Source organism: Nostoc sp. CmiVER01 (assembly GCF_034531135.2).
GTDB lineage: Bacteria > Cyanobacteriota > Cyanobacteriia > Cyanobacteriales > Nostocaceae > Nostoc.
Genome location: NZ_JAVRBU020000020.1, coordinates 105,238 through 123,903 on the forward strand (window position 1 = coordinate 105,238; position 18,666 = coordinate 123,903).

The 18,666-nt window shown below is 41.4% G+C and carries 21 protein-coding genes; 10 read left to right on the forward strand and 11 right to left on the reverse strand.

All coding sequences use genetic code 11. The features are described 5' to 3' along the window. Window positions 1-46: 46 nt before the first annotated feature. Complete coding sequence (locus tag RMZ43_RS29690) at window positions 47-442, reverse strand: TIGR02588 family protein (protein WP_322652794.1); 396 nt, start codon at window positions 440-442, stop codon at window positions 47-49. Next, window positions 439-1,326, reverse strand: a complete 888-nt coding sequence (locus tag RMZ43_RS29695) for a TIGR02587 family membrane protein (RefSeq protein ID WP_322652021.1) — start codon at window positions 1,324-1,326, stop codon at window positions 439-441. Before RMZ43_RS29695 ends, RMZ43_RS29690 begins: the two co-directional genes overlap by 4 nt. Window positions 1,327-1,619: 293 nt before the next feature. Here RMZ43_RS29695 and RMZ43_RS29700 point away from each other — a divergent pair, with 293 nt between their 5' ends. Then, the gene (locus RMZ43_RS29700) at window positions 1,620-1,802 is read left to right on the forward strand and encodes a CsbD family protein (RefSeq protein ID WP_322652020.1); all 183 of its coding nucleotides are present in this window, start codon (window positions 1,620-1,622) and stop codon (window positions 1,800-1,802) included. 170 nt (window positions 1,803-1,972) lie between these two features. Continuing rightward, entirely contained in the window at window positions 1,973-2,524 is a 552-nt protein-coding gene (locus RMZ43_RS29705) for a Uma2 family endonuclease (protein WP_322652019.1), read from the forward strand. A gap of 285 nt (window positions 2,525-2,809) precedes the next feature. Here RMZ43_RS29705 and RMZ43_RS29710 read toward each other — a convergent pair whose 3' ends face one another. Then, window positions 2,810-3,091, reverse strand: coding sequence for a hypothetical protein (locus tag RMZ43_RS29710; protein ID WP_322652795.1), 282 nt, complete (start codon window positions 3,089-3,091; stop codon window positions 2,810-2,812). A gap of 24 nt (window positions 3,092-3,115) precedes the next feature. Next, a complete protein-coding gene (locus RMZ43_RS29715) occupies window positions 3,116-3,268 on the reverse strand; it encodes a hypothetical protein (protein WP_322652796.1) in 153 nt (50 codons plus the stop codon). Between the two features lie 355 nt (window positions 3,269-3,623). Here RMZ43_RS29715 and RMZ43_RS29720 point away from each other — a divergent pair, with 355 nt between their 5' ends. Further along, window positions 3,624-4,007: a hypothetical protein gene (locus tag RMZ43_RS29720; protein WP_322652797.1), complete on the forward strand. Its 384-nt coding sequence runs from the start codon at window positions 3,624-3,626 to the stop codon at window positions 4,005-4,007. A 131-nt stretch (window positions 4,008-4,138) separates the two neighbouring features. Here the strand turns inward: RMZ43_RS29720 and mutL are convergent, their stop codons facing one another. Further along, window positions 4,139-5,887: a DNA mismatch repair endonuclease MutL gene (mutL, locus tag RMZ43_RS29725; protein ID WP_322652798.1), complete on the reverse strand. Its 1,749-nt coding sequence runs from the start codon at window positions 5,885-5,887 to the stop codon at window positions 4,139-4,141. A 255-nt stretch (window positions 5,888-6,142) separates the two neighbouring features. Between mutL and RMZ43_RS29730 the strand changes: the two genes are divergently transcribed. After that, a complete protein-coding gene (locus tag RMZ43_RS29730) occupies window positions 6,143-6,478 on the forward strand; it encodes a rhodanese-like domain-containing protein (RefSeq protein WP_322652799.1) in 336 nt (111 codons plus the stop codon). A 377-nt stretch (window positions 6,479-6,855) separates the two neighbouring features. Here RMZ43_RS29730 and RMZ43_RS29735 read toward each other — a convergent pair whose 3' ends face one another. Continuing rightward, window positions 6,856-7,905, reverse strand: coding sequence for an adenosine deaminase (locus RMZ43_RS29735; protein ID WP_322652800.1), 1,050 nt, complete (start codon window positions 7,903-7,905; stop codon window positions 6,856-6,858). Between the two features lie 350 nt (window positions 7,906-8,255). Between RMZ43_RS29735 and RMZ43_RS29740 the strand changes: the two genes are divergently transcribed. Then, window positions 8,256-8,465 carry a hypothetical protein gene (locus tag RMZ43_RS29740; RefSeq protein ID WP_190890347.1) on the forward strand — a complete coding sequence of 70 codons (210 nt, stop codon included), beginning with the start codon at window positions 8,256-8,258 and terminating at the stop codon, window positions 8,463-8,465. Window positions 8,466-8,784: 319 nt separating this feature from the next. Here the strand turns inward: RMZ43_RS29740 and RMZ43_RS29745 are convergent, their stop codons facing one another. Then, window positions 8,785-9,711: a trypsin-like serine peptidase gene (locus tag RMZ43_RS29745; protein WP_322652801.1), complete on the reverse strand. Its 927-nt coding sequence runs from the start codon at window positions 9,709-9,711 to the stop codon at window positions 8,785-8,787. Window positions 9,712-9,927: 216 nt separating this feature from the next. Between RMZ43_RS29745 and RMZ43_RS29750 the strand changes: the two genes are divergently transcribed. The 3 genes from RMZ43_RS29750 (at window position 9,928) to RMZ43_RS29760 (ending at window position 10,768) form a co-directional block, all read left to right on the forward strand. After that, entirely contained in the window at window positions 9,928-10,089 is a 162-nt protein-coding gene (locus RMZ43_RS29750) for a type II toxin-antitoxin system HicB family antitoxin (RefSeq protein WP_322651897.1), read from the forward strand. Between the two features lie 292 nt (window positions 10,090-10,381). Next, window positions 10,382-10,585, forward strand: coding sequence for a hypothetical protein (locus tag RMZ43_RS29755; protein WP_322652802.1), 204 nt, complete (start codon window positions 10,382-10,384; stop codon window positions 10,583-10,585). Window positions 10,586-10,684: 99 nt separating this feature from the next. After that, a complete protein-coding gene (locus RMZ43_RS29760) occupies window positions 10,685-10,768 on the forward strand; it encodes a hypothetical protein (RefSeq protein ID WP_416212423.1) in 84 nt (27 codons plus the stop codon). A gap of 113 nt (window positions 10,769-10,881) precedes the next feature. Here the strand turns inward: RMZ43_RS29760 and RMZ43_RS29765 are convergent, their stop codons facing one another. Then, window positions 10,882-11,193: a threonine dehydratase gene (locus tag RMZ43_RS29765; protein ID WP_322651899.1), complete on the reverse strand. Its 312-nt coding sequence runs from the start codon at window positions 11,191-11,193 to the stop codon at window positions 10,882-10,884. Window positions 11,194-11,464: 271 nt separating this feature from the next. On the opposite strand from RMZ43_RS29765, the gene RMZ43_RS29770 reads away from it, so the two are divergent. Continuing rightward, window positions 11,465-13,810 (forward strand): glycoside hydrolase family 10 protein, encoded by a 2,346-nt coding sequence (locus tag RMZ43_RS29770; protein WP_322652803.1) that lies wholly within the window; start codon window positions 11,465-11,467, stop codon window positions 13,808-13,810. A 52-nt stretch (window positions 13,811-13,862) separates the two neighbouring features. Here RMZ43_RS29770 and RMZ43_RS29775 read toward each other — a convergent pair whose 3' ends face one another. Genes RMZ43_RS29775 through mnmG form a run of 3 tightly spaced genes read right to left on the reverse strand, consistent with a single transcriptional unit; the run spans window position 13,863 to window position 17,368 of the window. Beyond that, window positions 13,863-15,215, reverse strand: coding sequence for a hypothetical protein (locus RMZ43_RS29775; protein WP_322652804.1), 1,353 nt, complete (start codon window positions 15,213-15,215; stop codon window positions 13,863-13,865). A 60-nt stretch (window positions 15,216-15,275) separates the two neighbouring features. After that, window positions 15,276-15,398, reverse strand: coding sequence for a hypothetical protein (locus RMZ43_RS29780; RefSeq protein WP_263983699.1), 123 nt, complete (start codon window positions 15,396-15,398; stop codon window positions 15,276-15,278). A 47-nt stretch (window positions 15,399-15,445) separates the two neighbouring features. Next, window positions 15,446-17,368, reverse strand: a complete 1,923-nt coding sequence (mnmG, locus tag RMZ43_RS29785; protein WP_322652816.1) for a tRNA uridine-5-carboxymethylaminomethyl(34) synthesis enzyme MnmG — start codon at window positions 17,366-17,368, stop codon at window positions 15,446-15,448. Window positions 17,369-17,737: 369 nt separating this feature from the next. Between mnmG and RMZ43_RS29790 the strand changes: the two genes are divergently transcribed. Further along, complete coding sequence (locus RMZ43_RS29790) at window positions 17,738-18,610, forward strand: D-alanyl-D-alanine carboxypeptidase family protein (RefSeq protein WP_322652805.1); 873 nt, start codon at window positions 17,738-17,740, stop codon at window positions 18,608-18,610. Window positions 18,611-18,666 lie beyond the last annotated feature (56 nt).

Consider the following 18,666-nt stretch of genomic DNA (forward strand, 5'->3'; position numbering starts at 1 on the left):
TTGCCAAGAGGTCTAATATAGATATATCTGCGGTTTTAAATCTTCATTAGGGCAGTTTATAGCTACCAACACGCAGATTTAACTGACCTTGGAGCGGGTTCTGGCTGAATATAAATGCACCTTCTTCACTTTCCCCGCTAGATAAAAAGTCGATTTGTTGCTCTCCTGTTTCTGTAACTTTGCCGTTAATTAATAACTCAGCCATAACTTGAACTGACTCGGCTGTGTCTCCTCCACTATTGACAACTTCAAAGGGAACATAAAATTGCCCATTAATTTCCCGAATTGTTTGTTTTTTGCTAACAGAAAGGATGGGAGGTTGATCCTTTTCGTTCAGCCAAGTGTAGCCCACCAAGCTTACAATGCTTACTAGGATAAGTGAGGCGACGCTGAATGTTACCCACTCTGCAATTGAACGCTTTGGTTGTTCTGTTTTAGTCATATTGCTAACCTTCCAGCTGCACCGCCAATAGTTGCAGGTAAACCCAGCATCAAGGTGTGATCTAACCACATTGTCCAAGGGTCGCTAAAAGTTAACTTTTGAAAAAACCACAGCATAAAAGCGCTCGCTAGCAGTGATACTAGGTAGGACATAATGGTTTCGCTTGATGGTCGTTGGAAAATTCCCTTTTGCTGTTTCCGCTTTTGCTGGTCTGAAAAGCCAGCCTGAAATACAATGCCATAAGAAATCAGCAAAGATGTGGCGATCATTGCCAACTGCCAAGGTGGCGAACCTGCGGCTGCAAGCATAGGAATTTCATCTGTTGGAGCAATGTTAAATGCAATTATGGTTGCACCAATCAAGGTTCCACCGACATCAGCAAAGGTAGCTTGTAATTGATCCTCTTTGTTCTTGGCTGTGCTGTTTACCCGATCGCTTCCTTGTGCCTCTGCATTCCCATTTCTAGTATCTCCTAAAAGCTGGTTGGCTAATGCTACACCGAGAGTGAAAGGCACACTTTCAAAGATGATTTTACCTAAAGATTCCTTTAAGGAAGTTTCTGGCGTCAATTCTCGCAATAGTAGCAGTACAAAGGCACAGCAAGCTAGCCCGATCGCGATCGCTTCTACGGTATCCATTGCGGCTTGAGCAGTTACCCAACTATCTCTGCGTTTCCGAAAGCCTTCTGTCTGATTCAGCAAGTAAACCACAATAAACATGAATGCGATCGCCATCATCATCAGTTGTGGTTTTACCAACGATCCAATCCACCAAACCTCCATTGTATAAAGTAAAGGTATACCAAATAAAAAACCTCCGCAAGCACCCCGAATGATGTCATTAATCTCACTCTTCCATATATTTTGTTGACGTTTTGTTGTCACTCCTTTACTTTCCTTTTGTTGAAAATTTGCTTTGACTTATACTAATTTTCTATGAAGGTGCATATAGCAGTCCTAAATCCTTCGTGAAAAGTTAGATCCCCGGCTTCTTAAAGAAGCCGGGGATCTGGACACCTATTTTCATATTTTTAAAAGTGGGTATTCTGTCGCACCCCGTATCTATCTTAAGATACATAATCTAACAAATTCTTCTTTCGGTTGATGGAAGTCAAAAATAATACACTACTGTTAGTTTGTGTAATAGCTGAATCAACTACAAGCTGGAAATAAAAACTATGAGTGCTGAAAAAAGAATAGAAGCTACTGCAAAAAATATTGAAGGGAAAATTCAAGAAGTTGTGGGTGAAATAACCGGCAATCCACAAGATAAAGCTGAAGGACAAGCAAAGCAAGCCCAAGCCCAAGCTACTCACACTGTAGAAAACATTAAAGACGAACTGAAGAAAGCTTTAGATTAATTTAGTTTTTGCAGTGTAAATATAAATATTAGACTAGCGATGATTCATTACTCGTAGTCTAACGTTAATTACTCCACTTACTTTGAGAAAGTGGAGTTTTTGTATCGGCTTCTTTTGAAATACTTTTAAGATGGGAAAATATCAAGAATCATTGGGAGGAATCAATCGTTATGACTGTTATTCTTGCTAAGTGGACGATTGACGAATATCACCGCATGATTGATGCTGGCATTTTGAGCGATCGCAAAGTTGAACTACTTAAGGGAGAAATTGTCGAAATGTCCCCAGAAGGAGAACCCCATGCTTATTGTAGTGATGAATCTGGTGAGTATCTAGCAAAGTTATTGGCTGAACGCGCCAAAATTCGTCATGCCAAGCCTATCACATTACCTAAGGACTCAGAACCAGAACCAGATATTGCCATTGTCCAACGTTTAGGACGGGAGTATCGAGAGCATCATCCCTATCCAGAAAATATTTTTTGGTTAATTGAGTATGCTAACTCCAGTTTAGAAAAAGATTTAGAGAGAAAAAGCAAAATCTACGCAGAAGCAGGTATTTTAGAGTATTGGGTTGTCAATCTCAAGAAGCTACACCTAGTGGTGTTTCGAGAAATCTTAGATGGAGAGTACGCGACAAAATTGACATTCACTGCGGGAACAATTCAACCTCTGGCGTTTCCAGATATTTCTGTTGCAGTGGAACAGATTATTAATAGTTAAGGTAATTACAATATCTTTTGATGAAAGCATATTCAATTGCTCTTCGCAAAAAAATAATATAGCGATCGCAGGCATACTTAACTACATTGATACGAAGAATGCCATATTTTTTATTTAGAGAAAAAAGCTTAACTCAACTGTATTGCACCTTAATACTCCCCTTATAAAGGGCTACGCTGTACACACAAGTCTAAAATAGTTTACTCACTGAGTTTTTGTGTTATTTTTACCCCACCCTAACCCTCCCCTTATAAAGGGGAGGAGACTAGATCGTGTTTGACAGAGTTATTGCATCAAAATCTGACAGCTTAAAATACTCATGACTTCATGTGGATTACCTGTTGGTAGTAGGGTAATCCAATCAGCAACGTTGGCATAGCCGAGAATTTGCAACAAATGAATTGTGCTAGTAACGGCTTTTGGTGAACCAATCAATAAATGTTTAATCGGTTCTCTTTTTGGTAATGGCTTTTGATCAGATAAATTCAAAAGGGGCGCGTTGTTGCCTTGGGTAGGTAAATACTGCTTTTGTTGTGATTTGGCGAACTTTTTTGATTGTGTCATCATCGTAATTGACTCCAATTGTAGGGGTTAAATGAAAGGCGATCGCCCTCGGCCAAGAGTCCGCGATCGCCTTTCTTGTTTGAATATATAGCATATTTTTATACTTGCCAACATCTTTATAAGTATTTTTACATAGAAAAACTTTTGCCAGGTTCTTATAGCGATTCTTTGGGCAGTCATTTATTGAATTCGGGCAGTCATTTATTGAATTCGGGCAGTCGTTTATTGAATTCGGGCAGTCGTTTATTGAATTCGGGCAGTCGTTTATTGAATTCGGGCAGTCATTTATTGAATTCGGGCAGTCGTTTATTGAATTCGGGCAGTCGTTTATTGAATTCGGGCAGTCGTTTATTGAATTCGGGCAACCTCCAATAATTTACATAAAGTCATCTAACATATTTGTAATAAATAAATTAATTTATACTGAATAATTCGGGTGTCAAGTAACCCTAATTCTGTCTATCTTAGTGATGTACAGTTCAGGGTGGAAGTCAGTTTTTCTCCTGGCGCATTATTAACAACAGAAAGGTGATTTATGTCACGTCCAAAACGCGGGTCTAAAGTACTTGATAAAGCGCAGCGTCGGATTGCGGCTTTGAAATCGATCAATCCCACCTTAGATTTAGGCAATGGGGTAACAATTGACTCTTTTGCAACCGTCATCAAAACAACGCAAGACAAATTGGAAGCTTATAACTCAAGCCTCTCCAGCGTAGATATGACTCAGGAAGCCTTAGAAGTTGCCGAAAAGTCGCTGATGGAACTAACAGAACACATGTTACTCAGTGTAGCTGCAAAGTATGGCAAGAATAGCGATGAGTACAAAATGGCGGGAGGCGTTCGTCGAAGCGATGTCTACGACGGGCTACGCCTACGCAAGCGTCCGGTGCGAAAGCCTAAGCAAGACGCTGTTGCTTGATAAATCTGGGTTTTACCCCACCCTAACCCTCCCCTTGTAAAGGGGAGGGAACAAGATTTCTTTTTCTCCAGATTGTCTCGCCATTGAATTTAATTCTTCGGCAAACGACATGTGTACACTTACTGAAAACATCAAATTCCGTGACTTTTTCCAATTACCCAATTACGCCGGAAAAATCGGGCTAAAGCTGATTCTTCTAAAGATAGATAAATTGGCCGTCCGTGGGGACAGGTGCGAGGGTTGCGAGTGCGTTGCCAATTATCTAAAAGTGCCTGCATTTCTTGTTGATTCATGGGTGTACCATTACGAATGGCACTGCGACAAGCGACGGCTACTTGGGCTGTTTGTAAATCGCCTCCCCAACTAAGCTCTAAAATTGCTTCTGCACAGTCGTCTCGCTGTTGCAAAGGTGCAGGTATGTTTCGCACTGCCCAAAGTTGTTCGCCAAAGGGTTCTATTTCTAAACCGATGCGTTGCAGTTGCAATACTTGCGCTGGCGACAATTGATAAAGAATAATTGACGGTTCGACCGGGACAAGTTGCCAATTATCAGACAATTGCTCATACAAAACTCGCTCATGGGCAATGTGCTGTTCCACTAACCACATACCACTAGGATGTTCCGCCACAATATAAGTGTTGCTAACTTGAGCGACAGCTTTTAAAGAGTTAGGAGAGACGCGATTAATCGCGTCCGTACAAGGGTTAGGATTTTGAGAATTGAAATTGTAGCTGCCTTTTGCTTCTGCGGCTTTGAGTAATTTACTAACTCGTGTTGTGTGAACAGCTTCTTTGAGATTGTTAGAAGAGATGCTGAGTGCTTGGTTGATTGCTTGGGTAATTTGCTCTTGCCAATAAATGATTTCGTTAAGATAAATTTCTGTTTTTGCTGGATTACGATTCCAGTTAATTTGATCGGGGGAAATGGCAAGATGTAGGAAACAAATTGGATAGCGATCGCGTGGTAATGTTCTATGAAATGCTGATAATATCGTTTGCTCTAATTCCGGTGTTTTAACCATCCGTCCGTTAATAGCTACACGTACCCAATCTGGACGATGACGATGAGTGCGATCGGGTAATCCTACTACTAAGTTTAGTGCTGAGTGGGGAGAGACGCGATTCATCGGGTCTGTAGAAGTGTCCGTAGAGACGCGATTAATCGCGTCTGTACAAGAGCTGGGAGGATTGGGTATTTCGAGTTTTATTTCTTGCAAGTCACCTTGTCGCACTTGGGGTAAAATCTGCGGTAGCAGTTGCCCAGTTGTCGAAGCTGGAGAAATGGTGAACCATTGACGGTCATTTTGCCAAATCTGCCAGGTGACGTGAGGATGACACAGGGCGATTTGGTAAATTGTGGCTTGCACGGCTTTCATTTGCTGTGCTGCTGTGGGCAATCCCTGACGACGAGATGAGCAATTACCGAAAAGATGAGAAACTGTCACCACTGTACCAGGTGCGATCGCAGTTACTTCAACTTGCACAACTTCCCCGCCATCGCCATAGCTAATTCGCCATCCTAATTTTCCACCCACAGGACGACTCAAAATTTCTAAATCTGCCAGAGTGGTTAAACTGTGTAACGCCTCACCACGAAATCCTAAACTGTTAATTTTCCATAAATCGGCACTAGAGCGAATTTTACTAGTGCTGTGGGCTGTGGCTGCTTGTTGCAAATCATCTAGGTTCATTCCACAACCATTATCTGCAACACGAATTCGCCATTGCTGCGGCCATAAAGAAACCACAATGCGCGTTGCACCTGCATCTAGGGAATTTTCTACTAATTCCCGCACCACAGATGCGAAACAGTCTATTACCTCACCAGCTGTAATGAGATATACGACTTCTGTTGGTAGAGCTTGAATAGTAGATGCCATAAATTATAGTTTATAGCTTCTGGGGACAAGGAAAGTGGAGGGGAAATCAATTATAAATTGTACCTTTACAGGGAAGCAAGATACGCGCAGCGTCTTGTAGGCAAGAAAAAGAGTAGGGGAGATGTTGCTTTAGCTTTCCGTAGACTGAGCAGATGAGAAAGCGAATTAACCAGAAATTTTTATTAATTGTAAAGAAAACTCAATTATACGGGGATTTTTGATAAATTGCTTGTGAGGTGATAAGCCAAAAAACTTATGAGTAATAATTCAGTTGCTAATGTCCATGAGTTAAAGACCCGTTTGCAATGGGGTCAACCAGGTTTTACAATTGTTGATGTGCGTGAGCGCCATACCTACAATAACGGTCGGATCAGTGGAGCCATACCCATCCCGTTAGACAATTTGGCATCTAGAGCCAAATTTGCTCTACATAAAGAACGCCATATTTATATTTATGGCGACAGTGACGAGCAATCAACCCAGGCTGCACAAATTCTCAGAAAAGAAGGGTTTGTTGAAGTAGCGGAAATCCAAGGTGGTCTTACAGCTTGGATTTCAGTCGGTGGTGCTACAGAAGGTGTTACCGCTTAAACTTAACCCAGGTATATCAATCGAAGTCTATTTATTGCATAATTGCTGGTTTTTTGTACTGCACATTAGACTTCTAACAAAAATCTGAATTAGCGAAAAGTAAACCACAGATGAACTACCGATAAATTCTCTGGGTGTATCTGTGGTTTAATCTCTAAAAAATGGGTTTTTGCAAAATATCTACTGTGCATTACAGCTTTCTCTACAGCATCAAAAAAGTCACTAACTGCAACATTAATTAGCAATTAAATCATCTTACTTTCTACTTTCTCTAGTGGTCTGTCAAATTCATTTTGACGGTTAGAGAGACGCGATAAATCGCCGTCTCTACAGGGAATTTATCCATCAATTATTTATTGACAGACTACTAGTGGTGTTTAATTACTATCCCTGGTTGCCAAAATTTTAGGTAGTTCAGGTTTCAGTAATCCATTCAACAGAGATGCGGGAGGTTGACTGTAAGGCCAAGCAAAAGCATGACGGAAAGCTGCATCCTGACAAGCTTGTAATTGTGCAAAACTGATAATGTTGTAAGTCAAGAGATTCTCATACTCAAACGGTAGACGCACATTGTGCAATCCAGCATTATCAGTACAGATAGCAATATCTACCCCAGCTTCAAAACAACGGTCAAAAACTAATTTGAGTTGACGGATATCCTGCAAAGTACCAGTTTTTAGGTAAGTTGTGGGGCAAACCTCTAAACACTGTCCGCGTTTAGCCACATCATTAAGTAACTCTGGATACAGTAGGGGAATTTGGATGCCGTGACCGATTCGCATGAGATAGGGTAACAGTTCAGGGTAACAGCCAGCAGTGGTTTCATATAGATGTCCGGTGGTGTTAACGCCCTGCGATCGCGCATAATCATATAAGCTAATCCATTCTTCTAAGCGCTCGGCATAATAGCTATCACCCCCCGCTACATCCACTGCACAGACATACTGCTTATTTTGCGCCGCCAAATCAACAATCGCCTTGTTCACCTCATAAGGTAGGCGCGTGTGCATACAGAGAATTTGGCTAGTAACAATTGGATATTCTGGCTGGTGGCTAGCAATCCCTACTACTTGTACGATTTCTGCCATTTTGTCAATTCTTTCTGATTGACTCAGATGCTCAGGTGTCCGCAAATAAGGAGTGTAGCGCAGCTCCAGATAAGCCAAATTTTCAAAGATGTAAGCACCCCGCACCAAGCGATAGATAAAGTAAGGCAAAGTCTCCACAGTTTGCACACTTTCTACCAGGGTGTGTAATTCTAGATACTCATCCAGGGTGTTGCGTGGACGGGTGTAAAAATCTTCAAATTGTGAATAGTCATCAAAGCGAGAAATCAACTCCGAAGAATGTCGCTCGAAATATCGCCATAGAACTCTTGGTACGACCGAGCCGCCTAGATGTCTATGTAATTCAGCATATAAAGCCATAGTGGTATTTTTATGTAAAAATTTCATTGATTGTAACAAAAACATAGAAGGAAAAAATCTAGACTCGAAGAAATTTAGCTTCAGAGAAATTGGAACGGAGGTTTCCCACGATCTGGATTTTTTAAAGCTTCTGCGCTAAATTAGGGATTTTATCCTTATTTTGTCAAAATTTAGCATTTAATAGTGTTTTGAGTATAAATAAACTTGACATTATCAAGATTAAATTGATAAGATTAAAAACTTTAATTTTCGTGTTATACTTAAACAAACATTGCTATTGTTGAAGAAAGTGAAATATAGCAATATATTTTTCCTTTAACGAAGCAAATTCCTGGCAAGGTTGGTATTAATTGAAAATTCAAGCGTTGGAAGTCAAGGCTGGCGATCGCATTGTTGCTTACTGCAACAACAAAATGCAAATCTGCAAGGTAAAACGCATCTTAGATCCCGGTCAAGCTAATATCACACTATCAGTATTCACATCTGAGAATTATCGCGGTTGCTCAGTTTCATCTATAGTCCGCTTTCAGAGCAACGCCTTAGTTGATTTGGTAAGTTAAAAATCAAGTAAACATTCAATCTCATAAATATCTTTAGCTATTGTCCAGCCTCAAGCTGGATATAGTTATTATTAAAGGTGCGATGGCTGGTTTGGGCTGCGCTTATGCACAGATAAATCGGTTATGGACGATTTTCCAGAAAAACGACTTCACACCATAGCAGTGCAGGCGAAAATTTTTCAACAAACTGATATTATGTTCATACGCCTCTAAGAAATGCGATAACTAGGCACAAAGTGATTAGAATTGTGCTTAGTTTCTAGTAGTTTGTCAACTTTAAATTGATGGGTAAGCAAGTTTGTACTAAGGATTTTAGTCCTTAATTCCGTTGCAACCACTCATCCAAGCGAGACATTTCTACCGCACGGTTCAACAGCAATCCATTTACCTCATTTGAGCCGGAGTGGAGGGCGAAAATATAATACTTGCCCTTTATATTACTGATAATTGCACCTCCAGAAGCACCGTGATTAGTATCACAGTTGTGGTATAGCAAGTTATCCTGATGGCGGAGGATGCTGCATCCTAAGTGAACGCCAGCAGTCATACTTTCGCCAGCAGTTAGAGTTTCATAACCTTTTTTCTTGGGGTTGGGAAAATCACCAGAATAGCCTACCAAAGCGAACTTTTTCGTATCGCCAACCAAACGTGAAGATGGTAAAGATTTCCAGCCCAAATAACCATATTTTTTACCGATAGGCTTGTTGAGCTTTAAAATCGCCCAGTCGTTTGCGTAATCAGCTAAATCACCATTTTTAAAGTCTGTGCCGTAATGAACATTAGTTGCGTAGGCTATATCATTTTTACTTTTGACAATACTATTAACTAAGTTTGGCTCAAATGCGATCGCTTGACTAACTTTTCGGGTTTCCGGGTTAACTACACAGTGAGCATTTGTCAAAACAACGTCTTCAGTAATCAACGTTCCCGTGCAACTGTAACCGCCACCATCAGCACCTATCCCCTCGATTTTACCAATGGCTGACCAAGGGTAGTCTCTGCTAGTCATAGGGATACGGTCATCTGAACCAAGGATTACGCGTCTTCCAGGGAGTTTTTCTTTCTGATTTAGCACCGAAGGCTCCCCTTTTCCTTCTAGTTTAAATTCGCCGGGATTTTCAACTTTGGTAAAGCTAGGTGGAGTTTGTGGTTTAGCTGAGACTGAAGCCCAAAACCCCAAAATTCCTAACCCAATTGTTGCTATGCAGGGAATAATAACTTGTCTGGATGTAAATATGCTTTTCATGAGAAATCACTCCTAATAAATTTTGTCTTAAAGTAGGAGTCCTCTTGTCAACCCCACTAGCCCTCTCCTCTAACTTTGCGGTTGAGAGTTGTGGTTCTGGTTTCTGTTTTTGTAACGAATTCATCGGTAAATCCTGATTTTCTCGTCCTGACGCTTCCTAACGAGAGGGGGATGAAAGGTGATAATAGTTATTGAACGAGTAAAGGTAACTTTTATATGTCGTATGAAGTTAGCATTGTTATCGAAAAACATGAATATGGATATTATGCTTATTGTCCTGAACTTCCTGGTTGTCAATCTCAAGGTGAGTCTCTAGAAGAAGTACAGGCAAATATCAAAGAAGCAGTTGAGCTTTATATAGAAACCTTGTCAAACTAAGAAAAACAGGCGCTTCAGCGCTTTTATATCCTCCACCAAAAAACCTACAGCGAAATGGGCGGTTATAAACCGCGTCTATACAAATAAAAGCTACCGATCCTGGGTTTCAAAACCTTAATTTGACCTTAGTCCGCGCAGGCGGACGAAAGCCTGTGTAGCCGCGAATTCCATTCGCCAAGGCAAAAGTAGACACGTATGAGATGCGATCGCCTATTACAAAACTCGGTTTAAATGGAGAGTAAGAGGCGATCGCTCTTTATAGTAGATATTAAACAATTACTTTGGTTCATATATGAAAGCTGAAGAATATCCGTTTGTTCAGGAGTTAATTACGGATAAACAAGGTCAAGTTCTCAAAGTAGTCTTAGAGTTTGAGGCATATCAGCGCTTATTAGATGCGATTGAAGACGAAGGACTTTATCGAGCTATGCAAGCAGTTAAGAGCGAAACACCTTTAAGCAGGAGTGAGGCTCTTGAAGAACTTGAACAACTATGAATTGCGAGTATATGCCTAGTTTTATCAAAGACCTCAAGGCGTTGAAAAGTACTCCAGTGTTCGAGTCTGTTAAATCTACCAGATGCAATTATTGCAGCAATGGCTATCCAAAATTCAGCAAGTTTGGTGACTGCCAATCAAGAGTTTGCGAAGGTAACAATTTTAACAGCGATTAATTGGTAGCCTCCTGAGTTAGCAGTCAAGTCTAATTGAGATGATCTTACCCTGGCAGAGCGATGCCTACGGCGAGCAACGCTTACGCTGCACTAAGATCACCCTCCAATTGATGGCTTTTGTTACTTCTTTTTCACATCACGAGCCATATTGAGAAAGTAGTCGTCAATTTTGGCATTAGAACGACGGCGGGTAGTGGCGGAAATTTTAGGAGTGTTATCCTGATTCGTTTCAATTTGCTCTTTTGCAGAAGCTTGTTTTATAGCTTGCTGCTGATCAGATTCCACGAAATAACCAGAGCTATTGAATCCAAACAGGTTGCCAAAAAAACCAAAGAAACTTCCGAAAAAATTAGCAACACTTTGGAATAAAACACCAAACAAGCCTTGAATCCGAATGAACAAGTTCCGAACAGTTTGAGGTAGACGAAACATAACAGCACCCTCCATGATTGCCTATTATCATTGTGACTTAATTCCAATAAGAGGAATGGTGCTATGCAAAAAATTTACCAGGCATAGGCATGAGAGCAGCGAAAATATATTACAGGTTACATTTGAAACATTTATACTTGGCACTACTAACCCGATAACTGCGTCAACTATATTTGCATCTAAATTACTGTATCAGTTTTTCTGGTACAGCAATTTTATGTTGATATGGAATGAAATATAACCAATTAACCTCATTTAGTAAGCAGAAGTAATGGCAACTCAGTTCTGGGAAAAAAGCATAAAAATTAATGCTTTAACTAACTTACTATTTAAGCCTGTGCCTGTGCGTAGAGGCTTACTCCTATGTCGCAGCAAGCTACGTAAAGCGTTTGGTATTGCGCCTAGTCGCCTCATTTCTCAAGGTTGGTGGCTTTTAAAGAAGCGCCTGCTGCCATTATTATGTCTGATATCATTCGTTGCGGTATTGCTACTCAACACTTTTGCCCCTAGCATTGCCCAACTACCTCTTCAACCTCGTCAAGAAATTCGAGGGGTGTGGCTAAGTGGTAATGATTTTAGCGTTTTTAGAAATCGCTCGCAGGTGCTTGCAGCCATGAGTCAACTGCGGCAGTTAAACTTTAACACTGTTTATCCAGTAGTGTGGAACGATGGCTATACATATTACCCAAGCGCCATCATGCAAAAAATGGGTATTCCCTTCTTCTTCAAGGGAACAGATGGACAAGATGTGATTGCAGACATTATCAGTCAAGCCCGCAGAGAAGGGTTACTAGCAATTCCTTGGTTTGAATTTGGTTTCATGGTTCCCCTAAGTTCGGAACTTGCATCCCAGCATCCAGATTGGCTGACACAAAAGCGGGATGGGACTCAAACTTCAATTAGTGCTGCGGGTGAAGTAGCGTGGTTGAATCCGTTTCACCCGGAAGTGCAAAAGTTTATCACTGAACTCGTGATGGAAGTCATTACTCAATACGATGCTGATGGCGTTCAATTTGACGACCATACGAGTTTACCTGTGGATTTTGGCTACGATAAATACACAATTAGTCTATATACTCAAGAAACTGGCAATTCTCCCCCGCCCAATCCCCAAGCCCAAGCATGGATAAAATGGCGGGCAGATAAAATCAGCACATTCATGGTAGACCTGTACCAAACTGTGAAAGCTAGAAAACCGAATGCTATTTTCTCAGTTGCTCCTAATTATTATGATTTCGCGTACAAGCTGCAACTGCAAGACTGGCTCAACTGGGTACGGTTGGGTATTGTTGATGAGTTGGTTATGCAAGTATACCGTAATGATTTAGAAAGTTTTATCGCTCAAATAACCCGCCCAGAAATTTTAGAAACACAAAAAGTCATCCCAACTGGTATCGGTATTACGACGGGGTTACGAAATCGCCCAGTTGCCTTACCACAAATCCAATCCCAGGTAGAAGCAGCGCAACAACGCGGTTTAGGTATCGGCTTTTTCTACTACGAAAGTCTTTGGGATATCGCGCCTGAACCAGCAGCACAACGACAGTCAGCATTTGCGGCTCTTTTCCCAAACCCAGTGTTGCGCGACATCTCTCAAAATATACCCCGCAAGCCAAGTTTTGATACCATATCCCTACCTTTATACACAAAACCTTCCCTTGGTCAACGTGTTCGCGGGTATTTTTTGGAAATGGCGATCGCAGGTGGTAAACCAAGGCGTATCTTGTTAGATACAGGGTCAGCAGGGCTGCGAGTTCCCAAAGAGTTTTTAGGTAATGCCCCTATTCGCAGAACAGGACAAAATATCAAGGAGGTATTAAGTGATGGTACTATCCTAGAGGGAGAATTAGTTTATACTAATATCCGATTTGGTTTGCTTCCCGCCGCAGAACCTGTTCCGGTACAGATTGTTACTAGTCGCCAATGTACTGCTAAAAAGCCTAATTGTTCAGCAAAGAGTGGTGTACCATTTTCTGGTATTATTGGTGTCGACTATTTTGAAAAGTCACTTCCCTATAATCCGTTAAGAAAATTACCAGGTAATTTGAGTAATGGATTTATCATGATTGGAAATGGTGGAAGTAACAACAATGGCAGCCTAATTCTCGGTTTAACTGCTGATAATCAAGCAGGTTTCAAAATGGCTCCTTGGAGTCAACAAAGCGAAATAAATGGTGTACCCGGTAACAGATGGGATTCTCGATTGAGCAAAGTTTGTTTAACTCTTGCTGGGAGTGCGGCTAAAAATTCTTGTAATGGCACAATGCTCAATGATACTGGAACTATTAATGGTTTGACTGAATTCAAATCAGCTTCCACAGCAGGTAAACTCAAACCAGGAATATTGCGCTCAACAAATGCTTTGAAAGTAGCAATTAATGGCATTTTTGATTACAGCGTGACACCAGGAACCCGCGACGGATTTAATCGCTGGAATTTAAGTATCTCCCCACAGGCAGAACTTCCTATATTTGTAAATACTGGCATCGCATTTTTTGATAAATACGATGTCCTCTTTGACCAAGTTAATGGAAGACAGGGTTTTCGCACTCGCCGTCAAGAAGAAAATAAAGATTTACTTCCTCAGAAGTCAAAAGTATTTACCCAGGACAAATGACAAGGGACAACCTCACTAGTGGATGTGCAATGTTTATTTGCGTAACAGCTTATTATAATTTCTGCCCTGCGTAAATCGATCGCACTTCGCCGTTACGGCGGATAACGGCTTCACCATTACTTACATCGACTAATGTCCAACCGCTTTCGCCGATACTTTCACCCATATTGATGCGGCGAGTCACGCCATCAATTTTAAACAAAGCGGCAGATTTATTGCCTAACTCGAGTAATCCTTCTAAAGTATTACTCGGAGTATCTGCGATCGCAACTGCCGGATATACTTGTTCTTGAGTAATAGTTGGTTCTGACTCTGGCGCAAGTGCTGCGCGTAATGGAACTACTGGTAATGCAGGCAGAGGACTGGGTGTTTGTCGCACGGTAATCGGTGCAGTTTTCGCAGCTACAGGTTTAAGTTCGGCTCTTACAGCCGCAGCTAACATGTTGACAGTTACAGGTTTGGCAGCTTGTCGCACCGTATTCAGGGCACTTTTCACAACATTTGGTTGAGTTGCCTGTAACGTACTCGCAACTCGTGGTAAAACTGTAGGACTACCAGGAATAGTCGGCAGTAGGTAGCGCATTGGCGACGGTGCTTGATAAACAGGAACGTAGATGCGCTCAACAACGCTTCCAGAACGGTTGGGGGCTGATGGTGTATTATTAGCTAGAAGTGGCAGTGATGGTAAATTACCAGTTGTTTGCCTGTTATCAGGGGCTATTTGGTTATTATTTGCCTGATTAGAAAATTCACGTATGGTAGATTTTTGATTGGGCGTTGCTTCTTGCTTATCTATAACTGCTAGCGATTGCAGCATGTAGTCAACTAAATCTGCCTCAATTTCTACTTTTGTTGGCAACTGTGACTGCGGTTGCGGCACTAGAACACCTGGCTGGGTCAAGTTGGTATTGAAAGGATATACGACTCCAGACTGTACCAAGTAGATAGTACCAGCGATCGCCACGCCTAAAGTTGTTCCCACCATCAGCAGTTTGCCCAAATTATGACTACTTTTCTGACGCTTTCTACTAGCTCTTTTTACGGAGGTGGAGTCAAATACAAAGGTACTCAAGTGTTTGTGGTTATGAGCAACTGACTGCACTGGCTGGTTCAGTGTGTTCGGTATAATCTGTGGTATTGTGGCTCTTTGCAGCACGTTTTCTGTAGGCGACTGGCGTTGAGCTTGGGGAGAAACCCCAGCAACAGACTGGTTCGATTTGTTCTGCCTACTGTGCCTAACGGTTTGAGAAAGCAGATTACTACTAACATCCAGAATGGAGTCGATATCGGCAAAGAGTTCATCCATTAGACCATCAGCATAGTTTTCTATCGACCAAGGCTCGTTGGCGATTAAGTCTTCTGATGGTTCCGGTACTATGAGACGGGTGCTGGCTTCTTGTAACATAGACTTTCTGGGTTGTTGCTAGGACGAGAAAACGCCGCGCCTACTGCCTGGGAATTAGGATTACAGATAAAATATCCAATCTGCCGTCTGATTGAGACGAGTTGGTTGAGCGTTGGTATTAAAGTCAACTTTAATCTGGGGATTGTTGATGATGCCACTACTAATAGTTATGTCATCTATCATACCAATCTCCCTCATTACTACTATACTCAGTCTTTATCAAGTTTGTGTTAAGCTAATGCTGGAAACTCCGGCTGGCTCTTGGTTCTACGCAATTCTAAATATAATAATAAAGCGTTAACATCGGCTGGGTTTACACCACCAATACGTGCAGCTTGACCAAGAGTGAGTGGTTTTACGTGAGTTAGCTTTTCCCGTGCCTCTTTGGATAGGGTATCAATTGTTGTGTAATCTAAATCCGCAGGTAACTGTCGGTGCGCTTGACGGGCAATTTGGTCAATCTGATTTTGTTGCCTAGCGAGATAGCCAGAATACTTGATGTCAATTTCTGCGCCTTCTTTCTCAGCACGGTTGAGATTGGCGTTTCCTAGTCCGAACCTGTCGAGGTCAACGTAATGGAATCCGGGACGGCGCAGCAAGTCGTTGAGGGTAATTGAACCTTTAATTAATTGCTGAGTATTAGATGCGATCGCTATTCCTATTTCATCATGTTCTTTGACTCGTGTGGCTTGCAATCTTTGCTTTTCTGTGGTAATGTTTGCTTGCTTTTGGGTAAAAAGATCCCAACGGCGATCGTCAATTAAACCAATTTCCCGTCCCAAGGGTGTCAAGCGTTGGTCGGCATTGTCAGAACGCAATATCAATCGGTACTCAGACCTACTGGTGAGCATCCGGTAAGGTTCGCGCAGGTCTTTTGTACATAAGTCATCAACTAGTGTCCCGATATAACTTTGCTCGCGGGCAAAGACAATCATTTCTTGAGAGCGAACAAATCGAGCGGCGTTAATTCCCGCCACCAGCCCTTGAGCTGCGGCTTCTTCATAACCTGTAGTGCCGTTAATCTGCCCAGCACAAAACAATCCAGCAATCTTCTTAGTCATCAGTGTGGGGTAACACTGAGTTGCAGGTAAATAGTCATATTCCACAGCATACGCCGGACGCAGCATCACACATTTTTCCAAACCGGGAAGAGTTCGCAACATTTGCAGTTGCAAATTTTCTGGCAACCCTGTGGAAAACCCTTGGATATAAAGTTCGGGTATATCACGTCCTTCTGGTTCAATAAAAATTTGGTGGCTTTCCTTATCGGCAAAGCGGACAATTTTATCTTCAATACTGGGACAATAACGCGGCCCTTTCGCTTCCACCCAACCGCCATAAACTGGCGACAGGTGCAAATTTTCTTGAATTAGGTGATGGGTTTCGGCAGTTGTGCGGGTGATGTAACAAGGCATTTGTTCCCGTTCTACCCACGCCTCTGGGTCAAAGCTAAACCAGCGTACATCTTCATCCCCTGGCTGGATGAGCATTTTACTATAATCTACCGATCGCTTGTCTACCCGGGCTGGAGTTCCAGTTTTGAGTCTTCCGGTTTCAAACCCTAGACGATTTAGGGTTTGTGTCAATCCTTCAGCCGCAAATTCTCCTGCGCGTCCGGCTGGCATTGATTTGTTACCAACCCAAATTTTACCTCCTAAGAAAGTGCCAGTTGTCAAGATGACTGCTTTACACTGGAACGCGACACCAAAATAAGTTTCAACGCCGATAACTTCACCGTTAGCGCCAAGCACCAAATCTGTTGCCATACTTTCGCGGATTGTCAAGTTTTCTTGGTTCTCGACAATATTCTTCATCACTGCTGCATATTCGCGCTTATCCGTCTGAGCGCGTAATGCCCAAACAGCAGGCCCCCGTGAAGAGTTGAGGATACGTTTTTGTAAGTAGGTGCGGTCTGCTACTTTACCAATTTCCCCGCCGAGTGCATCCACCTCATGAGTCAACTGAGATTTAGCCGGGCCACCCACTGCTGGATTACAGGGTTGCCAAGCAATTTTATCCAAATTGAGCGTCAATAGCAGGGTACGACAACCGAGGCGTGCAGAGGCGAGAGCTGCTTCGCAACCGGAGTGACCTGCACCGACGACTATGACATCAAAAGCGTCTTGGAATTCAACAGAATTGTGCATGGTCATACTTACAGGATCAACAAGCTGAGAGTTCTTTTCAATTTTAACTGTTCCAGTGGTTTCAGGGATGTAACTTTCTGATAAAAAAGTTATCAAATTTACTAGTACTAAATTCAAGACAAGTTTCTTTTTTTAACTTGAGCAATAAGTCAAAAATATAATGGTTTTAAAATTTGTGACAACTTTCCGGGTTATTTATCATAAGTATCGTTCACATATTTAACCCTAGCACCATTCTAATTATTACTGGTAGATATCCAACATGCATCTAACTATACTTTAATACCAATAAATTATTCTTATTTTAAACTATTGAGAATTCATCTAAGAAATTTCTTGATTTTATTTTTGAAGCAACTCAGCAATTGTTTACAAATGAAGCTCACAATTAAAAAGAGAAAAAATATTACTAGAGACATTAAACAAGCAACTTTCATCAGTATAGTTATTTTGATGATTTTTCTATTAGTAGCTAGTAATGAGATTACCCACCATAAAGTTGCTATAACCGCTCAACCATTAAACGGATGCTTAATTACTGATTCATTACCTTGTACAGATACCTCTAAAAAGACAATATCAGAACCATTTCTTCCCGATCCTAAATTAAATGCTCAACAGCGTTTTTTATCTGTGATCGCTAGTAGATTACCTACAATTCCCCAGTCTGGTACTTATGAATATATTTTGCTACGAGCTTATGGCGCAGTCTTTGTAAATCAAGATATCGGAATTAAACTCCCGCAAAAAAATATTTTTGCTAATGAACAAGAAACCCAAGAATTTCAAGATAGTTTAACAATGAGTCATGTTGACGGCACTAAAGATTGTTATTTACAAAAATCGGCGGCTGATGCTTTAAATAAAGCACGAATCCAGCAACAGATACCACTAAAATCTGGTTATGGTTCTGGTGATTGTACTCGCACTTTCAATACAAATTTAAGATTTTGGTACAAATATGCTAACAATCAAATTTTAGCAAAAGTTCAACAGGGCAAAGAAACAAAAATTCTCGGTTTAGTTGCACCTCCTGGAACTTCACAGCATCTTTGGGGATTAGCAATTGATTTACGCGTAAGTACTAAAGAACAAAGAAAAGCTCTTAATCAAAATGGTTGGTTTCAAACTGTACAACATGATGTTCCACATTGGACTTATGTGGGTTTAAGTGAAGAGAATTTACCTCTATTTGGTTTTAATAAACAAATTGTCCAAGGCATTACTTATTGGATTACGCCACTTTAATCGTTAGATAGCATGAAAACTTGGGAATACTAAACTTAAATGTGTATTGTCAGGGA

What these genes read in the sequence shown, in the direction of transcription:
- RMZ43_RS29690 (WP_322652794.1), bottom strand. Translation starts at nt 442, where the DNA reads ATGACTAAAACAGAACAACCAAAGCGTTCAATTGCAGAGTGGGTAACA.
- RMZ43_RS29700 (WP_322652020.1), top strand. Translation starts at nt 1,620, where the DNA reads ATGAGTGCTGAAAAAAGAATAGAAGCTACTGCAAAAAATATTGAAGGG.
- RMZ43_RS29705 (WP_322652019.1), top strand. Translation starts at nt 1,973, where the DNA reads ATGACTGTTATTCTTGCTAAGTGGACGATTGACGAATATCACCGCATG.
- RMZ43_RS29710 (WP_322652795.1), bottom strand. Translation starts at nt 3,091, where the DNA reads ATGATGACACAATCAAAAAAGTTCGCCAAATCACAACAAAAGCAGTAT.
- RMZ43_RS29715 (WP_322652796.1), bottom strand. Translation starts at nt 3,268, where the DNA reads ATGACTGCCCAAAGAATCGCTATAAGAACCTGGCAAAAGTTTTTCTAT.
- RMZ43_RS29720 (WP_322652797.1), top strand. Translation starts at nt 3,624, where the DNA reads ATGTCACGTCCAAAACGCGGGTCTAAAGTACTTGATAAAGCGCAGCGT.
- mutL (WP_322652798.1), bottom strand. Translation starts at nt 5,887, where the DNA reads ATGGCATCTACTATTCAAGCTCTACCAACAGAAGTCGTATATCTCATT.
- RMZ43_RS29730 (WP_322652799.1), top strand. Translation starts at nt 6,143, where the DNA reads ATGAGTAATAATTCAGTTGCTAATGTCCATGAGTTAAAGACCCGTTTG.
- RMZ43_RS29735 (WP_322652800.1), bottom strand. Translation starts at nt 7,905, where the DNA reads ATGGCTTTATATGCTGAATTACATAGACATCTAGGCGGCTCGGTCGTA.
- RMZ43_RS29745 (WP_322652801.1), bottom strand. Translation starts at nt 9,711, where the DNA reads ATGAAAAGCATATTTACATCCAGACAAGTTATTATTCCCTGCATAGCA.
- RMZ43_RS29750 (WP_322651897.1), top strand. Translation starts at nt 9,928, where the DNA reads ATGTCGTATGAAGTTAGCATTGTTATCGAAAAACATGAATATGGATAT.
- RMZ43_RS29755 (WP_322652802.1), top strand. Translation starts at nt 10,382, where the DNA reads ATGAAAGCTGAAGAATATCCGTTTGTTCAGGAGTTAATTACGGATAAA.
- RMZ43_RS29760 (WP_416212423.1), top strand. Translation starts at nt 10,685, where the DNA reads ATGGCTATCCAAAATTCAGCAAGTTTGGTGACTGCCAATCAAGAGTTT.
- RMZ43_RS29765 (WP_322651899.1), bottom strand. Translation starts at nt 11,193, where the DNA reads ATGTTTCGTCTACCTCAAACTGTTCGGAACTTGTTCATTCGGATTCAA.
- RMZ43_RS29770 (WP_322652803.1), top strand. Translation starts at nt 11,465, where the DNA reads ATGGCAACTCAGTTCTGGGAAAAAAGCATAAAAATTAATGCTTTAACT.
- RMZ43_RS29775 (WP_322652804.1), bottom strand. Translation starts at nt 15,215, where the DNA reads ATGTTACAAGAAGCCAGCACCCGTCTCATAGTACCGGAACCATCAGAA.
- RMZ43_RS29780 (WP_263983699.1), bottom strand. Translation starts at nt 15,398, where the DNA reads ATGATAGATGACATAACTATTAGTAGTGGCATCATCAACAATCCCCAG.
- mnmG (WP_322652816.1), bottom strand. Translation starts at nt 17,368, where the DNA reads ATGACCATGCACAATTCTGTTGAATTCCAAGACGCTTTTGATGTCATA.
- RMZ43_RS29790 (WP_322652805.1), top strand. Translation starts at nt 17,738, where the DNA reads ATGAAGCTCACAATTAAAAAGAGAAAAAATATTACTAGAGACATTAAA.